This is a genomic window from Streptomyces sp. NPDC051677 (assembly GCF_044453465.1).
Lineage (GTDB): Bacteria > Actinomycetota > Actinomycetes > Streptomycetales > Streptomycetaceae > Streptomyces.
Genome location: NZ_JBITCT010000007.1, coordinates 202,049 through 218,841, shown reverse-complemented (window position 1 = coordinate 218,841; position 16,793 = coordinate 202,049). Strand labels below are relative to the sequence as shown.

Annotated in this window: 16 protein-coding genes; 9 read left to right on the top strand and 7 right to left on the bottom strand. The window is 71.2% G+C overall.

Annotation, left to right across the window (positions count from 1 at the left end):
* The first annotated feature begins 51 nt into the window (after positions 1–51).
* The gene (locus ACIBAF_RS10940) at positions 52–489 is read left to right on the top strand and encodes an SRPBCC domain-containing protein (RefSeq protein ID WP_399462854.1); all 438 of its coding nucleotides are present in this window, start codon (positions 52–54) and stop codon (positions 487–489) included.
* 115 nt (positions 490–604) lie between these two features.
* Here ACIBAF_RS10940 and ACIBAF_RS10935 read toward each other — a convergent pair whose 3' ends face one another.
* Together ACIBAF_RS10935 and ACIBAF_RS10930 are read right to left on the bottom strand one after the other, a co-directional pair.
* Positions 605–784, bottom strand: a complete 180-nt coding sequence (locus tag ACIBAF_RS10935) for a hypothetical protein (protein WP_399462853.1) — start codon at positions 782–784, stop codon at positions 605–607.
* 156 nt (positions 785–940) lie between these two features.
* Complete coding sequence (locus tag ACIBAF_RS10930) at positions 941–1,816, bottom strand: undecaprenyl-diphosphate phosphatase (protein ID WP_399462852.1); 876 nt, start codon at positions 1,814–1,816, stop codon at positions 941–943.
* Between the two features lie 1,198 nt (positions 1,817–3,014).
* On the opposite strand from ACIBAF_RS10930, the gene ACIBAF_RS10925 reads away from it, so the two are divergent.
* From ACIBAF_RS10925 to ACIBAF_RS10910, 4 genes are read left to right on the top strand one after another with little or no spacing between them, the layout of a single operon-like run.
* On the top strand, positions 3,015–4,196 hold the full coding sequence (locus ACIBAF_RS10925; RefSeq protein ID WP_399462851.1) for a Gfo/Idh/MocA family protein: 1,182 nt from the start codon (positions 3,015–3,017) through the stop codon (positions 4,194–4,196).
* On the top strand, positions 4,193–5,122 hold the full coding sequence (locus tag ACIBAF_RS10920) for a PmoA family protein (RefSeq protein WP_399462850.1): 930 nt from the start codon (positions 4,193–4,195) through the stop codon (positions 5,120–5,122). The genes ACIBAF_RS10925 and ACIBAF_RS10920 overlap by 4 nt, the downstream gene beginning before the upstream one ends.
* The gene (locus ACIBAF_RS10915) at positions 5,116–5,826 is read left to right on the top strand and encodes a cupin domain-containing protein (protein WP_399462849.1); all 711 of its coding nucleotides are present in this window, start codon (positions 5,116–5,118) and stop codon (positions 5,824–5,826) included. Before ACIBAF_RS10920 ends, ACIBAF_RS10915 begins: the two co-directional genes overlap by 7 nt.
* 30 nt (positions 5,827–5,856) lie before the next feature.
* Positions 5,857–6,552 carry a hypothetical protein gene (locus ACIBAF_RS10910; RefSeq protein WP_399462848.1) on the top strand — a complete coding sequence of 232 codons (696 nt, stop codon included), beginning with the start codon at positions 5,857–5,859 and terminating at the stop codon, positions 6,550–6,552.
* Positions 6,553–6,594: 42 nt separating this feature from the next.
* On the opposite strand, the gene ACIBAF_RS10905 is transcribed toward ACIBAF_RS10910, so the two are convergent.
* Positions 6,595–7,110 (bottom strand): winged helix-turn-helix transcriptional regulator, encoded by a 516-nt coding sequence (locus ACIBAF_RS10905; RefSeq protein WP_399462847.1) that lies wholly within the window; start codon positions 7,108–7,110, stop codon positions 6,595–6,597.
* 143 nt (positions 7,111–7,253) lie between these two features.
* Between ACIBAF_RS10905 and ACIBAF_RS10900 the strand changes: the two genes are divergently transcribed.
* A complete protein-coding gene (locus tag ACIBAF_RS10900) occupies positions 7,254–8,423 on the top strand; it encodes a thiolase family protein (RefSeq protein ID WP_399462846.1) in 1,170 nt (389 codons plus the stop codon).
* Between the two features lie 4 nt (positions 8,424–8,427).
* Here the strand turns inward: ACIBAF_RS10900 and ACIBAF_RS10895 are convergent, their stop codons facing one another.
* Positions 8,428–9,237 (bottom strand): TVP38/TMEM64 family protein, encoded by an 810-nt coding sequence (locus ACIBAF_RS10895; RefSeq protein ID WP_399462845.1) that lies wholly within the window; start codon positions 9,235–9,237, stop codon positions 8,428–8,430.
* A gap of 56 nt (positions 9,238–9,293) precedes the next feature.
* Positions 9,294–9,746, bottom strand: coding sequence for a hypothetical protein (locus tag ACIBAF_RS10890; RefSeq protein ID WP_399462843.1), 453 nt, complete (start codon positions 9,744–9,746; stop codon positions 9,294–9,296).
* Between the two features lie 363 nt (positions 9,747–10,109).
* Between ACIBAF_RS10890 and tuf the strand changes: the two genes are divergently transcribed.
* On the top strand, positions 10,110–11,279 hold the full coding sequence (gene tuf, locus ACIBAF_RS10885; protein ID WP_399462842.1) for an elongation factor Tu: 1,170 nt from the start codon (positions 10,110–10,112) through the stop codon (positions 11,277–11,279).
* A 72-nt stretch (positions 11,280–11,351) separates the two neighbouring features.
* Positions 11,352–12,143, top strand: a complete 792-nt coding sequence (locus ACIBAF_RS10880; protein WP_399462926.1) for a spermidine synthase — start codon at positions 11,352–11,354, stop codon at positions 12,141–12,143.
* 3 nt (positions 12,144–12,146) lie between these two features.
* On the opposite strand, the gene ACIBAF_RS10875 is transcribed toward ACIBAF_RS10880, so the two are convergent.
* Positions 12,147–14,525, bottom strand: a complete 2,379-nt coding sequence (locus tag ACIBAF_RS10875; protein ID WP_399462841.1) for a tetratricopeptide repeat protein — start codon at positions 14,523–14,525, stop codon at positions 12,147–12,149.
* A 567-nt stretch (positions 14,526–15,092) separates the two neighbouring features.
* A complete protein-coding gene (locus ACIBAF_RS10870; protein WP_399462840.1) occupies positions 15,093–16,151 on the bottom strand; it encodes a hypothetical protein in 1,059 nt (352 codons plus the stop codon).
* Positions 16,152–16,285: 134 nt separating this feature from the next.
* Here ACIBAF_RS10870 and ACIBAF_RS10865 point away from each other — a divergent pair, with 134 nt between their 5' ends.
* Positions 16,286–16,723 carry a DUF4442 domain-containing protein gene (locus tag ACIBAF_RS10865; RefSeq protein WP_399462925.1) on the top strand — a complete coding sequence of 146 codons (438 nt, stop codon included), beginning with the start codon at positions 16,286–16,288 and terminating at the stop codon, positions 16,721–16,723.
* Positions 16,724–16,793: the final 70 nt, after the last annotated feature.

Here is a 16,793-nt window from a genome sequence, read left to right as displayed (position 1 = left end):
CCGACCAGGGATCACCAGGCATCACCAGACATCCGCACAAGGAGACGAACCATGAGCACCGAGCAGTCCACCCCGGCCGACGGCTTCTCCTACCACCTCACCCGAACCCTGTCCGCTCCCGTGGCGAAGGTGTGGCAGGCGTGGACCACCCCGGAGCAGTACGCCCGGTGGGCCTACGCCGTCGCCGGATCCGTCGAGATGGACGTACGGCCGGGCGGAGCGTGGAAGGCCACGATGGCCACGCCGGACGGCGAGCAGGTCCCGCTGACCGGCTCCTATCTCGAGGTCGTCGAGCACCGTCTCCTGGTGGTCGGCATGGACGTACCCGGCAAGTCCGCGCCCGCGGCCATGACCATGGAACTCGACGAACAGGACGATCGCCACACGCGGATCGGGCTCCACCAGACCTGCGACACCGCCGAGGAATGCGCCATGGCCGAGCAGGGCAGCACGATGCTCCTCGACAGCCTGACCGCTTTCCTGGCCTGAGAGAGCGACTATCCGACAGGACGAGTAGCCGACAGGGCGAGTAGCCGACAGGGCGAGTGACCGAACCCTGCCCAGACCCGTCCGCCGCTCACGGACCGTGGGAGGCGGGCGGGTCTCAGGCCGCCGTGACCACCTCGCCGCGGATCGCCGCGGCCCACTCCACCACCAGCAGCTCGTACTCCGCCCGCTCCAGGGCCGACAACGAGCCGCCCGCGCGCAGCCAGAGGGCCCGGATCCGCTCGTTTAACTCCGCCGCAGACCGCACGGAACCAGAGGTCACAGAATTGGGGGACATGCGCCAAGCCTAGGCGGAAGCACTGACACTGCGCTACCGGACGGCTACGCGCGCCGATATGGGGTTGGTCACGGCTGATCGATCAACCGGGGCGGCTCGTCGGCGAGTTCGGCGAGGAGGGGTGGGGAGCGGCGAGCAGCGGTGGTGATGAAGGGGTCAGCCCGCAGACTCCGCCGCGTGCGGGCTGAGCGCGCCCGTCGCGACCAGACCGATGATGACGATGCCGAGGACGACGCGGTAGTACACGAACGGCATGAACGACTTGGTGCTGATGAACTTCATGAACCAGGCGATGACCGCGTATCCCGACGCGAAGGCGATCACCGTCGCGAACATCGTCGGCCCCCAAGCCACGTGACCGCCCTCGAGCGCGTCCTTCGTCTCGAAGACTCCGGAGGCGAGGACGGCCGGAATGGCCAGCAGGAAGGAGTAACGGGCCGCGGCCTCGCGCTTGTAGCCCATGAACAGGCCGCCGCTGATGGTGGCGCCGGAGCGCGAGACGCCCGGGATGAGGGCGCAGGCCTGGCAGAGGCCGAAGATCAGGCCGTCCTTGACGCCCAGGTTCTCCAGCGTCTTGCGCTGCTTGGGCGCGCGGTGCTTGCCGCCGGTCTCGTCGCGGGCCGCGAGCCGGTCGGCGATGCCGATCACGACGCCGATGACGACGAGCATGGTCGCCGTGATCCGCAGGTCGCGGAAGGGTCCCTCGATCTGGTCCTTCAACGTCACGCCCAGCACGCCGATCGGGATCGAGCCGACGATCACCAGCCAGCCCATCTGGGCGTCGTGGTCCTTGCGCATCGCCTTGTTGAACAGCGACCGGCTCCATGCCGAGATGATCCGGCCGATGTCCTTGCGGAAGTAGATCAGCACCGCTGCCTCCGTGCCGATCTGCGTGATCGCCGTGAAGGCGGCGCCGGGGTCCTTCCACCCGGAGAACGCCGCGGTCAGCCGCAGATGAGCGCTGGAGGAGACGGGGAGGAACTCGGTCAGCCCCTGGACGAGTCCGAGGATGAGGGATTCAAACCAAGACATGAGGTTACGGAGTCCAAGTGCCGATCGGAGAGGGCGACGGCGACGGCAGGCCCGCCGCGCGAAGTGATCAGGTGATCAAGTGTGTGCCGAGGGAAGCGTAGCGGTCCGGGACGACAGTCCCGGCACAGGGGTTTGGCAGGCACCCCACCTGTCCCTACACCGACGCCCCCCACTCTCTCCCCCCGAACGACCCTCCCATCACCCGCCCTCCCACTGGTTTCCCTGCCGGCCGCCACGTCCCCGCCCGCCCCACCGGATGCCCAGCCCACCGACCAAGCACCCCACTCCCGCAGAGCCGCGCCCGCCTGCACGCCACCCTCCACCCAGGACGCCCCCGCGCGCCCCGGCAGAGCCTTGCCCGCCGGTCGGCCGCCCCGCCCGTGGAAGGGCGCCCCTGTGTGCCACCGGTCGTCCAGGGTGCCCCCGCGCGGCCCGGCAGTGCCCTGCCCGCCGGACAAGCCGCCCCGCTCCCGCGGAGGCGCGCCCGCTTGTGCCCCACCCGCCCGCCGGCGCGCCCCGCCCCGTCCGGCGGAGGCCCTGCCCGCCGGGCAAGCGCCCCGGCCTCCCGCGGCGCGCCCGCCTGCGTGCCACCCGTCGTCCAGGGTGCCGGCAGTGCCCTTGCCCGCAAGGCGAGCCGCCCCGCTCCCGCGGAGGCGCGCCCGCCTGCGCGCCACCCGCCCGCCAGGGTGCCCCGCCCCGTCCGGCGGAGGCCCTGCCCGCCGGGCAAGCGCCCAGGCCTCCCGCGGCGCGCCCGCCTGCGTGCCACCCGTCGTCCAGGGTGCCGGCAGTGCCCTTGCCCGCAAGGCGAAGCCGCCCCGCTCCCGCGGAGCCGCGCCCGCTTGTGCCCCACCCGCCCGCCGGCGCGCCCCGCCCCGTCCGGCGGAGGCCCTGCCCGCCGGGCAAGCGCCCAGGCCTCCCGCGGCGCGCCCGTCTGTGCGGCACCCGCCCCGCACCTGCCCCCGCGCCCCGCGCCCGCCCCGCCCCGCCTACAGGTCAGCCCCCGCCAATTACCTCCCCGCACGTCCCACAGCCCCACATGGTTGACCGGTCGCCCGGCCGCCGCATACGTTGCTGCTCAGGGAAAGCGCTTGCTGCGTGTGCGTGCTGCAGGCCTTCCGCTTGGTTGCTGGCCCGTCCGGTCATACGGCCGTTCGTCCCGGTCATACGGCCGTTCGTCGGAGGAGTGCTGATCACGCCCATGTCCCCATCCAGTCGGCCGTCCGCTGCGCTGCCCGCGCCGCTTGCCGGGCGCCGTATCCGGGCTGCTGTCATCGGTACCGGCGCCATCGGTCGAGGCTCCCATCTGCCCGCCCTCCAGCAACTCGCCGCCGAGGGCGAGATCGAGGTCGTGGCGGCCGTTGACATCGATGCCGACGCCGTCGAGACGTTCTGTGCGGAAGGCGGCGTTCCGCACGGCTACACCGATCTGGAGCGGATGCTGGCGGAGCAGCGCCCCGACCTGGTGACCATCTGCACCCCGCCGACCCTGCACCGCGAGCAGAGCGTGGCCGCGCTGCGGGCCGGCGCCTGGGTGTGGTGCGAGAAGCCGCCGGTGCCGACCCTCGCCGACTACGACGCCGTAGAAGCGGAGGAGGGGGCGCAGAGCGGCGGTCCGTACGCCTCGATCGTCTTCCAGCACCGTTTCGGATCAGGGTCGCGGCACGTGCGGCGGCTGCTCGCCGAGCAGGCCCTCGGGCGGCCGCTCGTCGCGCACTGCCAGACCACCTGGTACCGCGACACCGCCTACTACGCCGTGCCCTGGCGCGGTCGCTGGCAGACCGAGGGCGGCGGCCCCGCCATGGGCCACGGCATCCATCAGATGGACCTGCTGCTGGACCTCCTCGGTCCATGGAGCGAGGTGCGGGCCATGGCCGGCCGGCTCGTGCACGACGTGGAGACGGAGGACGTCTCCACCGCCCTGGTCCGCTTCGAGAGCGGGGCCATGGCCACGGTCGTCAACAGCGTCCTGAGCCCCGACGAGGTCAGCCGCATCCGCATCGACTGCGAGCGCGCCACCGTCGAACTCACCCACCTCTACGGCCACTCCAACGCCAACTGGCGCATCACCCCTGCCCCGGACGTACCGGACGAGCAGGTTGCGGCCTGGCAGGACTTCGGCGCCGACGTCCCCAGCTCGCACCTGGCGCAGTTGCGCGAGCTGGTCGCGAGCATGCGGGCCGGCCTGCGGCCGCGCAGCAGCGGCGCGGACGGGCGCACCAGCCTGGAACTGATCACCGCGCTGTACAAGTCGGCGTTCACGGACACGACGGTGAAGCGGGGCGAGGTCGGACCCGGCGACCCGTACTACACGGCTCTGCACGGGGGCGCCCCCGGCTGGGCTCCGCACCCGGTCACGGTCGACGTGGAGGTGTCCGCGTGACCGGCGACCTGCGTCTCGTCCACGCCCACGGCGACCGCATCACGGTGACCGACCCGGCCACCGGCGTCGAACTGCTCGCCTACGTCTACCGGCCCGAGGCGGCCTGGGAGGCGCCGAAGCCGTACCTCCACCCGCTGCGGACGCTTCGGGGCGACCTCGTCACCGACTACCGGCCCAACGACCACCGCTGGCACAAGGGGCTGTCGCTGACCGCCTCCCACCTCTCGGGCGCCAATCTGTGGGGCGGCAATTCGTACGTCCACGGCGAGGGGTATCTCGCCCTCCCCGAGCGGGTCGGGTCGATGGCGCACGTCGGCTTCGACGAGGTCCGCGCCGTCGGCGGCCGGGTCGTCATCGCCGAGCGGCTGACCTGGCACCCGCACAGCGGCGAGCTGTGGGCCGAGGAGACGCGCCGGATCGAGGTGCACGACGTCGACCCGGAGGCCGGTTCCTGGGCGCTGACGTGGACCAGCGCCGTCACCAACCGCCGCGACGAGCCGCTCCGCTTCGGCAGCCCGACCACCGCGGGGCGGGAGCTGGCCGGCTACACGGGCCTGTTCTGGCGCGGCCCGCGCGCCTTCCGGGACGGCCGGATCATCGGCCCCGAGGGCGAGGGGCCCGGGCTGATGGCCTCGCAGAGCTCCTGGCTCGCACTGTCCGGCGAGCACGACGGCGCCGACGGCCATGCCACCGTCGTCTTCGAGCACGCCCCCGAGAACGACCACTCCGGCGCCCATGGCGCCCACCCCGCCCACTGGTTCGTCCGCAACGAGCCCTTCGCGGGGATCGCGCCCTCCTGGGCCTTCTTCGACGAGCTCGAACTCGCTCCCGGCGACACGCTCACCCGCCGGTACCGGGTCGTCGTGGCCGACGGCGCCTGGGAGCGGGAGGAGATCGCCAAGTACCTGAAGGCGCACCCATGGTGAACCCGTACCAGGGGCTGCCCGGCGGGGTCGCCGTCTCGCACCTGTGCGTGTACGACTGGCCCGCCGCCGACGGCCTGCACGGCGGAACCCCCCATATGCACCTGACCTGTTCGGAGGGGTACGTCGTCACGGGCGGCCGGGGTGCGGTCCAGACGCTGACCACGTCCGGGTACGAGGTCACGCCTCTCGCGCCCGGCACGGTCGCCTGGTTCACGCCGGGCACCGTCCACCGGCTGGTCAACGAGGACGACCTGCGCATCACGGTGCTGATGCAGAACAGCGGGCTGCCGGAAGCGGGGGACGCGGTGCTCACTCTCCCCCCGGAGTACCTCACCGACCCCGCGACGTACGCCGCGGCGACCGCGATCCCGGCCGACGCCCCGGAGGAGGAGCAGGCCCGGATCGCCCGCGCCCGGCGCGACCTCGCGCTGGCGGGCTATCGGGCCCTGCGCGAGGCCCCCGAGGAGCTGGCCGCCTTCCACCGGGCCGCCGCCGCGCTCGTACGGCCCCGGCTGTCCGAGTGGCGCGAGCGCTGGCTCCGCGGTGCGCGGGCGGCGGCGAAGGCCACGGGGGACCAGCTCGACCGGCTCGCGGACGGGGACGTCTCGCACCTCGCCGACGCCGTCGTACGCGCCGAACAGCCGTCGGTGTACGGGAAGTTCGGGATGTGCGGGCGGCTGGACGCGTACCCGCCCGCGGAGTGATGTCACACCGGCGGAGCAGAATGCCGGTCCATGACGCACCTCCCGACCGACTGGTCGCAGCTCACGCACGCCTACGGGCCCGCCGACGACATACCCGCCCTCTTCGCCCGGCTGGAGGGAGGGCCGGGCGACCGGGAGATCTGGCACGGTCTCTGGTCGTCGCTGTGCCACCAGGGGGACGTGTACGGGGCGAGCTTCGCCGCGCTGCCGGTGCTCACGGACATCGCCGCCGGGCGGGCGGCCGGCGACCGGGACGAGGCGGTCGGGCTGGCCGGCTGCATCGTCGCCGAGGCCGATGAGGGACTGAGGATCCGGTACGCGGGAGAGATCGCCGAGTTGCTCGCGGTGGGCCGGGAGTGCGTGACGCGGGTCCCCGCCCGCGATCCGCGGGACTTCGCGTACCGCCTTCAGTTCCTGCTCGCTTTCGAGGGTGTGCCGTTCTGGTCCCGGGAGCTGGAGCACCTGCTGGAGGAGTTCGAGGCCCAGTGCCCCGAGTGCGAGGCCTTCACGGTCGTCCTGATGGGCGAGTACCTCGTCGAGTGCGAGGCCGAACTCCATCCGGCCGACCCCGCCGAACTCACCGGGATCGGGGCCCGTCTGCACGCCCTGGCCCTGGGGGCGGGACAGGACGTCGTGGCCGGCTGGCTGGTCCATCTGTTCGGCCGGGTGACGTGCTCCGAGTGCGAGACGGTGTTCGGTCTCGCGGAGAGCGCCGCCGCGTCCTGAGGCGCCCTCGGGCGGGCCCTGTGGTTCCGGTCGGCCGATGTTCTACGCCGCCGACGGGCCCGTCACCGTCCAGCCCGGTGTTTGTGGGTGGGCGGTCAGGTCCTCGTGACGGACGTTCTCGCCGCAGGCCGAGCAGGTGACCAGGGGGATCAGTTCGTTGCCGCAGGCGTGCTCGATCACCATGGGGCGGTCGTCGTCCGCACGGAGGTGGCGGTCGCCCCAGGCCATGAGCGTCATCAGGACCGGCTCCAGTTCGAGCCCCGCCGGTGTGGGCCGGTACTCGAAGCGCTGCGGGCGCTCGCTGTAGGCGCGCCTGGTCAGGATCCCGGCCTCGACGAGGCGGCGCAGCCGGGTGGCCAGGATGTCGCGCGGGGCGCCGATGTTGCGCACCAGTTGGTCGAAGCGGCCGTTGCCCAGGCACACCTCCCGCAGGACGAGCAGGGAGTACTTCTCACCGACGAGGGCGAGGGCGTCGGCGATCGAGCAGGGGCGCGGGGCTTTCGAGCCCTTGGAGCCCTGGGAGCTCTTGGGGTCCTCGGAGTCTTTGGTGGCGGCCATGCGGTCAGTCTAGAGGGCGTTGGAAAAACAAACCCTTGTCAGTTGGATTTTCCAACCCGCAGGGCTATGGTGAGTTTGAATTTCCTACTCGCCAGTAGGCGCCCCAGGCATCCCTGCTCGTGCTCGTCATGGAGGGCCCGCACATGCGTGACGCAGTCATCGTCGAAGCCGTACGCACCCCGATCGGCAAGGGCAAGCCGAACGGCTCCCTCGCCCATGTCCACCCCGTCGAACTCCTCGCCCACACCCTGCGCACCCTTGTCGAGCGCTCGGGCGTCGACCCCGCGCTGATCGACGACGTCATCGGCGGCGCCGTCGACCAGGTCGGCGAGCAGGCCATGAACACCACCCGCTACGCGCTGCTGTCGGCGGGCTTCCCGGAGACGGTCCCCGCGACCACCGTCGACCGGCAGTGCGGCTCCTCCCAGCAGGCCGTGCACTTCGCGGCCCAGGGAGTCATGTCCGGCGCCTACGACCTGGTCGTCGCCTGCGGGGTCGAGTCGATGAGCCGGGTGCCGATGTGGTCCAACGTGCCGCCCGGCAAGGACCCCTTCGGGCCCGGCGTGGCCGAGCGCTACCCCGAGGGCCTCGTCCCCCAGGGCGTCAGCGCCGAACTCATCGCCGCCAAATGGTCGATCACGCGGGAGCAGATGGACGCCTTCGCGGTGGCCTCGCACCGCAAGGCCGACGCAGCCTGGTCGGCGGGTCTCTTCGACGCGGAGGTCGCGCCCCTGGAGGGGCTCTCGCGCGACGAGTGCGTACGCCCCGGGAGCACGCCCGAGATCCTCGCCGGCCTCAAGTCCGCCTACTACGACCCGGCCTTCGCCGAGCGCTTCCCGCAGATCGAGTGGAACGTCACCGCGGGCAACGCGAGCCCCGTCAACGACGGTGCGTCGGCCGTGCTCATCACCTCCGGCGAGACCGCCGCCCGCCTCGGTCTGCGCCCGCTCGCCCGGCTGCACAGCTTCGCCGTCACCGGCTCGGATCCGCTGCTGATGCTGACCGGCGTGATCCCGGCGACCGAGCAGGTGCTGCGCCGGGCTGGACTACGGCTCGACGACATCGACCTCTTCGAGGTCAACGAGGCCTTCTCCAGCGTCGTCCTGGCCTGGCGGCAGGAGACCGGAGCCGACCTCGCCAAGGTCAACGTGCACGGCGGGGCGATCGCGCTCGGGCACCCGCTGGGCGCGAGCGGCACCCGTCTGACCACGACGCTCGTCCACGCGATGCGTGAACGCGGCGCCCGCTACGCCCTGCAGACGATGTGCGAGGCGGGCGGACTCGCCAACGCGATGATTCTGGAAGGCGTCTGAGACGTCAGGGCCTGCGCAGGTGGTGGCGTTTGCGCCAGGCCACCGCCGCGCCGCCGACCGCCGGCAGGGCGATGCAGGCCATGGCGATCAGGAAGGCGGGCGAGGTCGGCGAGGAGGCGCGCGCCCCGGCGACGACATACGCGGCGGTGTTCGGTATCGAACCCAGACCGGTCGCGACCAGGAACGGCAGCCAGCCCATGCGGGAGACCGCGGCGCAGTAGTTCGCGGCCCAGAACGGCACCCCAGGGAACAGCCGGGCGGCCAGCATCGAGCGCATGCCGTGCCGGCTCAACTGGCCGTCCGCCGCCTTGAGCAGCCGGCCGCGCAGCAGCGGACGGAGCGCGTCCTGCCCGAGGACGCGGCCGAGCCCGAACGCGATACCGGCCCCCAGCACCGTGCCCGCCAACGACGCGGCGATGCCCCACTGCGATCCGAACAACGCGCCCGCGGCCAGGTTCAGCAGCGGTCTCGGCACGAACGCCACGGTGCACAGGCCGTACGCCACCGCGAAGACGGCGGCCGCCGACACGCCGCCCAACTGCGGTGGCCAGCCGTCCGCGAGGAGCTTTTGCGGTTCGAAGAGCAGCACGCTCGACGCGGCCGCCGCGAGCAGCGCGACCAGCAGCGCGAACCGGGCCCAGGGCGACAGAAGCACTCTGGTGCAGCGCGCGGCGAGACCGCCGGATGCGGCGACGGGAGCCGCGACGGACGTGGCGAAGGGCACGGGAGCCGGTACGGGGACGACGAGCTCCGTGGCGGTGGCCCGGGGAGAGGCCGTGGCGGTGCCCCCAGAGCGGGTGGTGGCATCGAGCATCCCGCGACAGTAACTGACGGGCATGTGTGATCGCCGTATGGTCCGTCTCACGACCGTCACAGGTGCGGGCGTCGGCTTGGCGGGTCGTCGTCCGGGGCGTGCGGGCTCTCGAAGTGGAACGGCACCGAGAGTCGGTCGGCCAGCGTCCTGCCCACCTCGTCGGCCACGGCCGCGCAGGGGTGGAGCGGGCCGGGGTCCGCGTCGGCGAGGCGCCGTACGGCTGCGCGCCAGTACACGGTGGCCAGCGGATGTTCGCCCTCGGGGTCGGCGGTGACGGCGCGCAGGATCACGAACCAGTCGTGGACCGTGTCCCCGTCCCAGACGGCCTCGATCGCCGTGACGCGCCCCGGCGCACCGGCCGCACGTGCCTTCAGCGAGTCCAGGTCCAGTGGATCGTCCGGGGTCCGGGCGATCCGGTCACTGTGGCGGATGTAACGCTCGTGGACGACCAGTTGTGCTTCGTGGAGGCCCAGGCCTTGGGCTCGTCCGGCCTCCCAGACGGCGCGCACCGCCGGGAAAACGGGCGTCCTGGCTGCTCTCGGATGCCCTCCGGCAGCAGTTCCCGCCACTCGGTCGCGCTGATGCCGGTCATCAGGACAGCACCCCTTCCTCTCATCCCGTTTCAAACCGCCGAAAACCATTCGACGCCGAACGAACCCTCGGCGATGATCGACACCATGTTCCGGTACGCCTTCGTCCTCGCAGCATCCGCAGTCGCGGATGCACCGAAGGCTGCCGTCCCGCTCCTCGTGGCCGCTGTCGACGGCGCCCGAAGCTGACCCTCTCCGGATCGTCCGGCGGACCCCGCAGGGGGAGGGTCGGCCAGCTCCTCGGGGTCCCCACTTCCTACGGACACGCTTCGAGGTACAGCCATGCCCAAGACCGCTTACGCACGGACCAAGCCGCACCTGAACATCGGCACCATGGGTCACGTAGACCATGGCAAGACCACCCTGACCGCCGCCATCACCAAGGTCCTCGCCGACCGCGGCGCCGGCACGTTCGTGCCGTTCGACCGTATCGACCGCGCCCCGGAGGAGGCCGCGCGCGGCATCACCATCAACATCGCGCACGTCGAGTACGAGACCGACACCCGGCACTACGCGCACGTCGACATGCCGGGCCACGCCGACTACGTCAAGAACATGGTCACCGGCGCCGCGCAGCTCGACGGGGCGATCCTCGTCGTCTCCGCGCTCGACGGGATCATGCCGCAGACCGCCGAGCACGTGCTGCTCGCCCGACAGGTGGGCGTCGACCACGTGATCGTGGCCCTGAACAAGGCGGACTCCGCCGACGAGGAGCTCGCCGACCTCGTCGAACTGGAGGTACGGGAACTCCTCACCTCGCACGGCTACGGCGGCGACGCCGCGCCCGTCGTACGGGTCTCGGGGCTCAAGGCCCTGGAGGGCGACCCACGGTGGACGGCCTCCATCGACGCACTGCTCGACGCGGTCGACACGTATGTGCCGATGCCCGAGCGGTATCTCGACGCGCCGTTCCTGCTGTCCGTGGAGAACGTGCTCACCATCACGGGCCGGGGGACCGTCGTCACCGGCGCGGTCGAGCGGGGCACGGTCCGGGTGGGCGACCGGGTCGAAGTGCTCGGCGCCGGGCTGGAGAGCGTCGTCACCGGCCTGGAGACCTTCGGCAAGCCGATGGAGGACGCGCAGGCGGGGGACAACGTGGCGCTGCTGCTGCGGGGGGTGCCGCGGGACGCCGTCCGGCGGGGGCATGTGGTCACGGCGCCGGGGAGTGTGAGTCCGAGTCGTCGGTTCACGGCCCAGGTGTACGTGCTCTCGGCGCGCGAAGGAGGGCGTACGACGCCTGTCTCCACCGGATACCGGCCGCAGTTCTACATCCGCACGGCCGACGTCGTGGGGGATGTGGATCTGGGGGAGGCGGCCGTGGCGCGACCGGGGGAGCGGGTCGTCATGACCGTCGAACTCGGGCGGGAGGTTCCGTTGGAGCCGGGTCTCGGGTTCGCCATCCGTGAGGGCGGACGGACCGTGGGAGCGGGGACCGTGACCGCCGTTCTGTGAGGGTGCGGGCACAATGAACAGGTGGAAGCCATACCCGTCACCCGCGACGTCGATCACGGCATCGCCAAGCTGATGCCCGACGTCGACCGGGAGCGGGCCTGGCTGCTGACCGTCGACGGGGCGCCGCAGTCGTACGTCGACCTGGACGATCCGACGTATCTGGAGTTCGAGTACGCGCGGCGCCTCGGGCACGTCCTGGACACCGTCGCCGAGACGGGACGGCCGCTGGCCGTGCTGCATCTCGGCGGCGGCGCCCTCACCCTGCCCCGGTACCTGGCCGCGACCCGCCCCGGCTCCCGGCAGGACGTCGTCGAGTTCGACCGCGGTCTGCTGGACCTGGTCGCCGAGCACCTGCCGGTGCCGGCCGGGGCGGGCATCGCGCTGCACGCCGCCGACGCGCGGGCCTGGCTGGAGGCGGCCCCGGACAGCTCCGCAGACGCGCTCGTCGCCGACGTCTTCGGCGGCTCCCGGGTCCCCGCCCATCTGACGTCCCTGTCCTACGCCCAGGAGGCCGGACGGGTGCTGCGCGGCGACGGCGTCTATCTGGCGAACCTCGCCGACGCCGCGCCCTTCGGCTTCCTGCGGTCCCAACTCGCCAACCTCGCCGTGGTGTTCGAGGAACTGGCGCTCATCGCCGAGCCGGCCGTGCTGCGCGGCCGCCGGTTCGGCAACGCGGTCCTCGTCGCCGCGCACCACCCGCTCGACGTGACCGCCCTGGCCCGACGCACCGCCTCCGACGCGTTCCCCGCCCGGGTGGAGCACGGCCCCGCGCTGCGCCGCTTCATCGGCGACGCGCGCCCGGTACGGGACGAGGACGCCGTACCGTCGCCCGTGCCGCCCGAGGGCGCGTTCGGCATCGGCTGAGCGTCAGATCGGCAGCTTCCTGTTGTCCGTCTTCGGAACAGGCCGTCGAGCGAGTTGCGGCACGCTGCCGACCGCCTGCCTGAACGACTTCTGGGTGCCCCTCAACTCCAGCCAGTCGCCGAGCCGTTGCCAGGTCGCGGCGTAGCGCACGGACAGTTTCCGGACCGTCTTCGCACTCAGCCAGGTCAAGCCGTCGGCGACGGCATCCCGGAGGACTCTCTGGCCTTCCTCGCTGTTCGAATAAGGGGTGTCGTTGCAGAAAGGCGTGTCGCGAACGAGGTTCTCGCGGGTGATGGCGGGTTCCATGGAACGCCTCAGGTCGTTGAGCCGCTCCTCGATGCGTTGGCAGCTCAGATCGTGGCCGTCCGCCGCCGCCGGGTCGTCGTCCAGACCCATCTCGGGCGGGAATCCCGGAGTGCAGGTCGACGCCGTATGGCAGTTGGTCCGGATGCGATGGATCAGGTTCACGCGATCCTGCCATCTGTACTTGCGCTCGGTGTCGGCGATCTCGTGCACGGATTCCCAGATCTGGCTCTCCGCCCGCAGCCACGAAGCCGCGGTATGGATATCGACGCCGGCGTTTTCGCCGCGCGTCTGCCACACCTGTTCCATGACTCTGGCGACTGCTTCGAGAAGTCGGTAGTCGTACTCTCTGAGCTGTCCGTCCGCATAGTTGTCGGCAGGGGGCAGCAGGGAGGGCTCCGGGCTGGGATAGGCGGTGCGAATGAAGTCGCCGAAGAGTTCCTCTTGGTCCCAGAGTACTTTCAGGTCGGGATCTTCCTTCGTCATCCAGGTGCGCTCCACTGTCGCGAACGCTCGCCGGGGGACGAGTACCGCTTTCTCCAGGTGATCGATGGCGCGTTGGGCGAACTCTTTCCGCTGCCCTGCGCTTTGTGCAGGGGACGGGGCACGCATGGCGATGGCGTACACGCACGCGGCGTTGTAGTGGGCGAGCCAGTCCCGGTGGAACGTCGGCCATCGTCGGGTCCAGGCGAGCCTGAGGCGCAGGGACCAGACATGCAGACGAGGCCAGGCGATCAGGCTTCGCCAACGCCATGTGTAGCGGCTCCGCCACTTGAACGGCGACGCGTCCGCGTCGTAGTCCCAACTCGCCCATGCCAGGCGCAGCGGCGCCCATACCCCTCGGTTCGTCAGGAACGCACGACGGGTCACGGGCTGCACCGCGCCGCGGAAAGTCTGGACATAGGCGGACGGCCAGAAGAAGCGGGTCCAACTCCACAAGGCCGAGGGCCAGTAGAGCAGCAGGCGAGCCCACATGTCGTCCGCGGCGAGGCGGTTCGTCTCCTGGACAGCGGCCCTCTGGAATATCAACCGGACTGTTCTTTCCTCCTTCTTCGCCCAATGGAAGTCGTAAGCTGCGCTCCTCTGTTTCCGGAGAATGCGCCCCAGCGCGTCCTTGGCCCGTTCCCTCGTGTTCCTGCCGTTGCCCGTGACGTCCAACCCGACGGCCGTCGGCCAATACCGCTCCACGAGGATCGGGATGAGCTGCTCATGTGTCATCCTGCTGTGCGCGCCCTCTCGTGCGTACCACTGTTTCGCCGTCACCTCGGCCGCGCCGAGAATGATCGAGTTCCGGTAGCGAAGACCGAGAACCTCGCGGTACCGGCGTGGATGCCAGAGGTACCGGAGTCGGCGCCCGTGCGGGTTCAGGCGGTGCTGCCACAGGCGTTTGCGGTAGGCGCACGCGGTCTGTCCGTCGAGCGTGAGAGCTCGTTGGGTGGTGTTGAGCGCGTCGACGTGGAACCCCATCTTCTCCTGCATCTCGGCCAGTTCGGCTCGCAGATAGGGATTCGTCGGGTCCAGCTGTACGGCCTTGAAATACTGTTCCAAAGCCTCGTGATGGCGTCCCGCGCGACCCAGCTCGGTCGCCCGCTGGTAGGCCTGGTACAGCTCGGGCTTGAGTTCTCTGCCCCACCAGTGGCGCCAGGGGGGAAGTCTCCCCGCGCGGGTGACCGGCAGCAGCGTGCTCACGATCCAGATGCCGGCCTTGCCGATCACCTCGTCCCAGTCCCGCCCCCATACGGTCATCGCGCGCGAACCGCCGAACAGGAACGCGGTGACGGTGATCGTCATGCCGTACGGGTCGGGTACGGCGTCCCGGGACTGGAGGATCCCGCTCACCCGGTAGGCCAGTTTCGGACGCAGCCGGCTCAGCACCTTCGGCAGGGTGCTGCCCAGCTTCTTGGGGTCGAGCTCGACGTCGCCGAGCAGTTCCAGGAAGCCCTCGACAGGCGCCTGCGCGGGCAGGGTCGTCGGCGGGTACATGCTGCTCTCGGACAAGCGGCGGCGCAGTTTCGCCGTCAGGTCGGTGTCGGACGGCTTCACGGTTCCCGGCCGGGTGGCGTCCTCGAGCTGCTGCACGTCGACCGGGCCCGGTTTGAAGGCCAGCCAGGCCCGGGTCGCCCGCCACCACACATAGAGCAGCACCAGCAGGGCGAGGAGGAAGGCCGCTCGTGCGCCGATCGAGGCGCCCTTGTCACCCACCTGGAAGATCGTTCCGAGGCCCCCGAAGACCCTCCCCACAAAGCCCACGAGCCCCAGGTAGCCCTGGTCGCGCCAGGCGGGCCGGCTGCCTCCCGCCCACCACAGCGCCGCGATCAACGCGCCGAGACTGAGCGCGGTCCACACCCACCAGGCGATGAAACGGGGGCCGGGAAGCGGCGCCGTCAGGCTGCGTTCGGCTGCTCCTCGATGGTTGAACATGGCCGTCTCCGGCGGGGGAGGGGCGCCCAGCGAGGTGTGGTTCGCACCGGCGCGCGCCCTGTCGGTCGTCTCAGCACCACGGTACGCCGCAAGGTTGTTGTAGACAGGACAACCATCTGCGGTGGTCCCGCCCCGTCCCGCCCCGCACCGGACCGAGGGCATCGGCATGCCCTCGGTCCACAGGAGAAGAGCACCCGGCCGGCCCCGCCGAGCGCTCCGTCGTCCCTAGTTCTGCGTCGGGGTCCCGTGCAGCCGTACGGTGCTGAGGATCTGCATGATCGTGGCCTTCGGGAGCTCGTCCTTCACGCCCTTGGCCCCGTACAGGTTCCACGACACGTAGTCGCCGTTGGAGTTCTTGAAACCGAACGTGATCGCCTTGCCGTCGCTGTCGCACTTGCCCTTCTGGGGCGTGTTCGTCGACTGCGCCCAGGCGTAGCTGCCCTTGACGCCGGAGGCGGTCGTGAAGGGGGTGGCCTTCTTGTCGAAGGTGAGGCTCTTCTTGTCCGGCTCGGTGTAGCCGCCGAAGACCCACCAGGCGGGCGTGTTGATCGCGATCTCGTCGGTGGACTTGGCGCCTTCGGCGCCCTTGCTGCCGACCGTGGCGAGCGCGGTGTCGTCCGTCTTGCCGTCCTTGTCGGAGTCCGTGGAGCACCACTTCGACTTCAACTCGGCCGTGCCCGACTGCAGGATCTGGTCGTAGCCGTCGGACTGCTTCTTGTCCTCCCACTCGAAGCCCTGGCCGAGCCCCGGCGACTGGACCTCCCAGTCGGCCGGCACGTCGAAGGCGATGCCCCACTTGGGGTTCACGACGACCTTCCAGCCGGCGACGGTCGGCTTCTCGGTCTCGTTGCTGCGCGGGTTGTCGTCCGTGCCGGACGAGGACGACGCGGAAGCGGAGGCCGACGTCGAGGTCGTGGGGCTCGCGCTGCCCTTGCCCGCGGCGGCCGGTTTGTCGTCGTCACCGCCCAGCACCAGGAACCCGGTGACACCGGCGGCCACGACGACGGCCGAGGCCGCGACGATCGCGACGATCTTCGTCCGGTTGCCGCCTCCGCCTGAGCCGCTGCCTCCGCCGGGCGGCGGGGTGGGCGAGCCCGCGGGCGACGGGGCGCCCCACTGCGGCTGCGTGGGCGGCTGCGCGGGTTGCTGCGCATAGGGGTTGGGCTGCTGCTGGTAACCGGGCTGCTGATACGGATTCGGCTGCTGGTATCCCGGCTGCTGGTACGGATTGTTCTGCGCCTGCGGGTTCTGCTCTCCCCCGGGCGGCTGCTGTCCTGGCCACATGGCCAGAAACCCTAGTGCCGTCGGGGCACGGTGCGGTCACCGCCCCTTGTCAGGGATGTCACCGTCGGCGCGGCGCCCCGCCTGACCAGCCGAAGCTACTCATAGGTAACATCGTGGTCATGAGCGCAGACCAGATGTCCATCGGCGAGATGCTCGCCGCCACGGTGCCCATGGCCCGGACCCTGAACCTCGAGTTCATCGAGGCCGGTCCCCAGAAGGCCGTGGTCGCCCTGCCGGACCAGGGCGAGTTCCACAACCACGTGGGCGGGCCGCACGCCGGGGCGATGTTCACGCTCGGCGAGTCCGCCAGCGGCGCGATCGTCCTGGCCGCGTTCGGCGACCAGCTCTCCCGTGCCGTGCCGCTCGCCGTCGGCGCCGAGATCGCCTACCGGAAGCTGGCCATGGGCGCGGTCACCGCCACCGCCACCCTGGGCCGCCCGGCCGCCGAGGTCGTCGCGCAGCTCGACGCGGGGGAGCGCCCCGAGTTCCCGGTCGCGATCGAGATCCGCCGCGCGGACGGGGCCGTCACCGGCGAGATGACCGTGACCTGGACCCTGCGCCCCAACGGCTGAGGCTTCCGACGGCTGAGGGATCCGACGGCTGAGCACCGTTCGTACGAGAGCGACGGCCTCGGGCGCGGTG

Bases quoted from the DNA above. Each gene is read 5' to 3' on its own strand.
- ACIBAF_RS10940 (WP_399462854.1), top strand. From the start codon at position 52: ATGAGCACCGAGCAGTCCACCCCGGCCGACGGCTTCTCCTACCACCTC.
- ACIBAF_RS10935 (WP_399462853.1), bottom strand. From the start codon at position 784: ATGTCCCCCAATTCTGTGACCTCTGGTTCCGTGCGGTCTGCGGCGGAG.
- ACIBAF_RS10930 (WP_399462852.1), bottom strand. From the start codon at position 1,816: ATGTCTTGGTTTGAATCCCTCATCCTCGGACTCGTCCAGGGGCTGACC.
- ACIBAF_RS10925 (WP_399462851.1), top strand. From the start codon at position 3,015: ATGTCCCCATCCAGTCGGCCGTCCGCTGCGCTGCCCGCGCCGCTTGCC.
- ACIBAF_RS10915 (WP_399462849.1), top strand. From the start codon at position 5,116: ATGGTGAACCCGTACCAGGGGCTGCCCGGCGGGGTCGCCGTCTCGCAC.
- ACIBAF_RS10910 (WP_399462848.1), top strand. From the start codon at position 5,857: ATGACGCACCTCCCGACCGACTGGTCGCAGCTCACGCACGCCTACGGG.
- ACIBAF_RS10905 (WP_399462847.1), bottom strand. From the start codon at position 7,110: ATGGCCGCCACCAAAGACTCCGAGGACCCCAAGAGCTCCCAGGGCTCC.
- ACIBAF_RS10900 (WP_399462846.1), top strand. From the start codon at position 7,254: ATGCGTGACGCAGTCATCGTCGAAGCCGTACGCACCCCGATCGGCAAG.
- ACIBAF_RS10895 (WP_399462845.1), bottom strand. From the start codon at position 9,237: ATGCTCGATGCCACCACCCGCTCTGGGGGCACCGCCACGGCCTCTCCC.
- tuf (WP_399462842.1), top strand. From the start codon at position 10,110: ATGCCCAAGACCGCTTACGCACGGACCAAGCCGCACCTGAACATCGGC.
- ACIBAF_RS10880 (WP_399462926.1), top strand. From the start codon at position 11,352: ATGCCCGACGTCGACCGGGAGCGGGCCTGGCTGCTGACCGTCGACGGG.
- ACIBAF_RS10870 (WP_399462840.1), bottom strand. From the start codon at position 16,151: ATGTGGCCAGGACAGCAGCCGCCCGGGGGAGAGCAGAACCCGCAGGCG.
- ACIBAF_RS10865 (WP_399462925.1), top strand. From the start codon at position 16,286: ATGTCCATCGGCGAGATGCTCGCCGCCACGGTGCCCATGGCCCGGACC.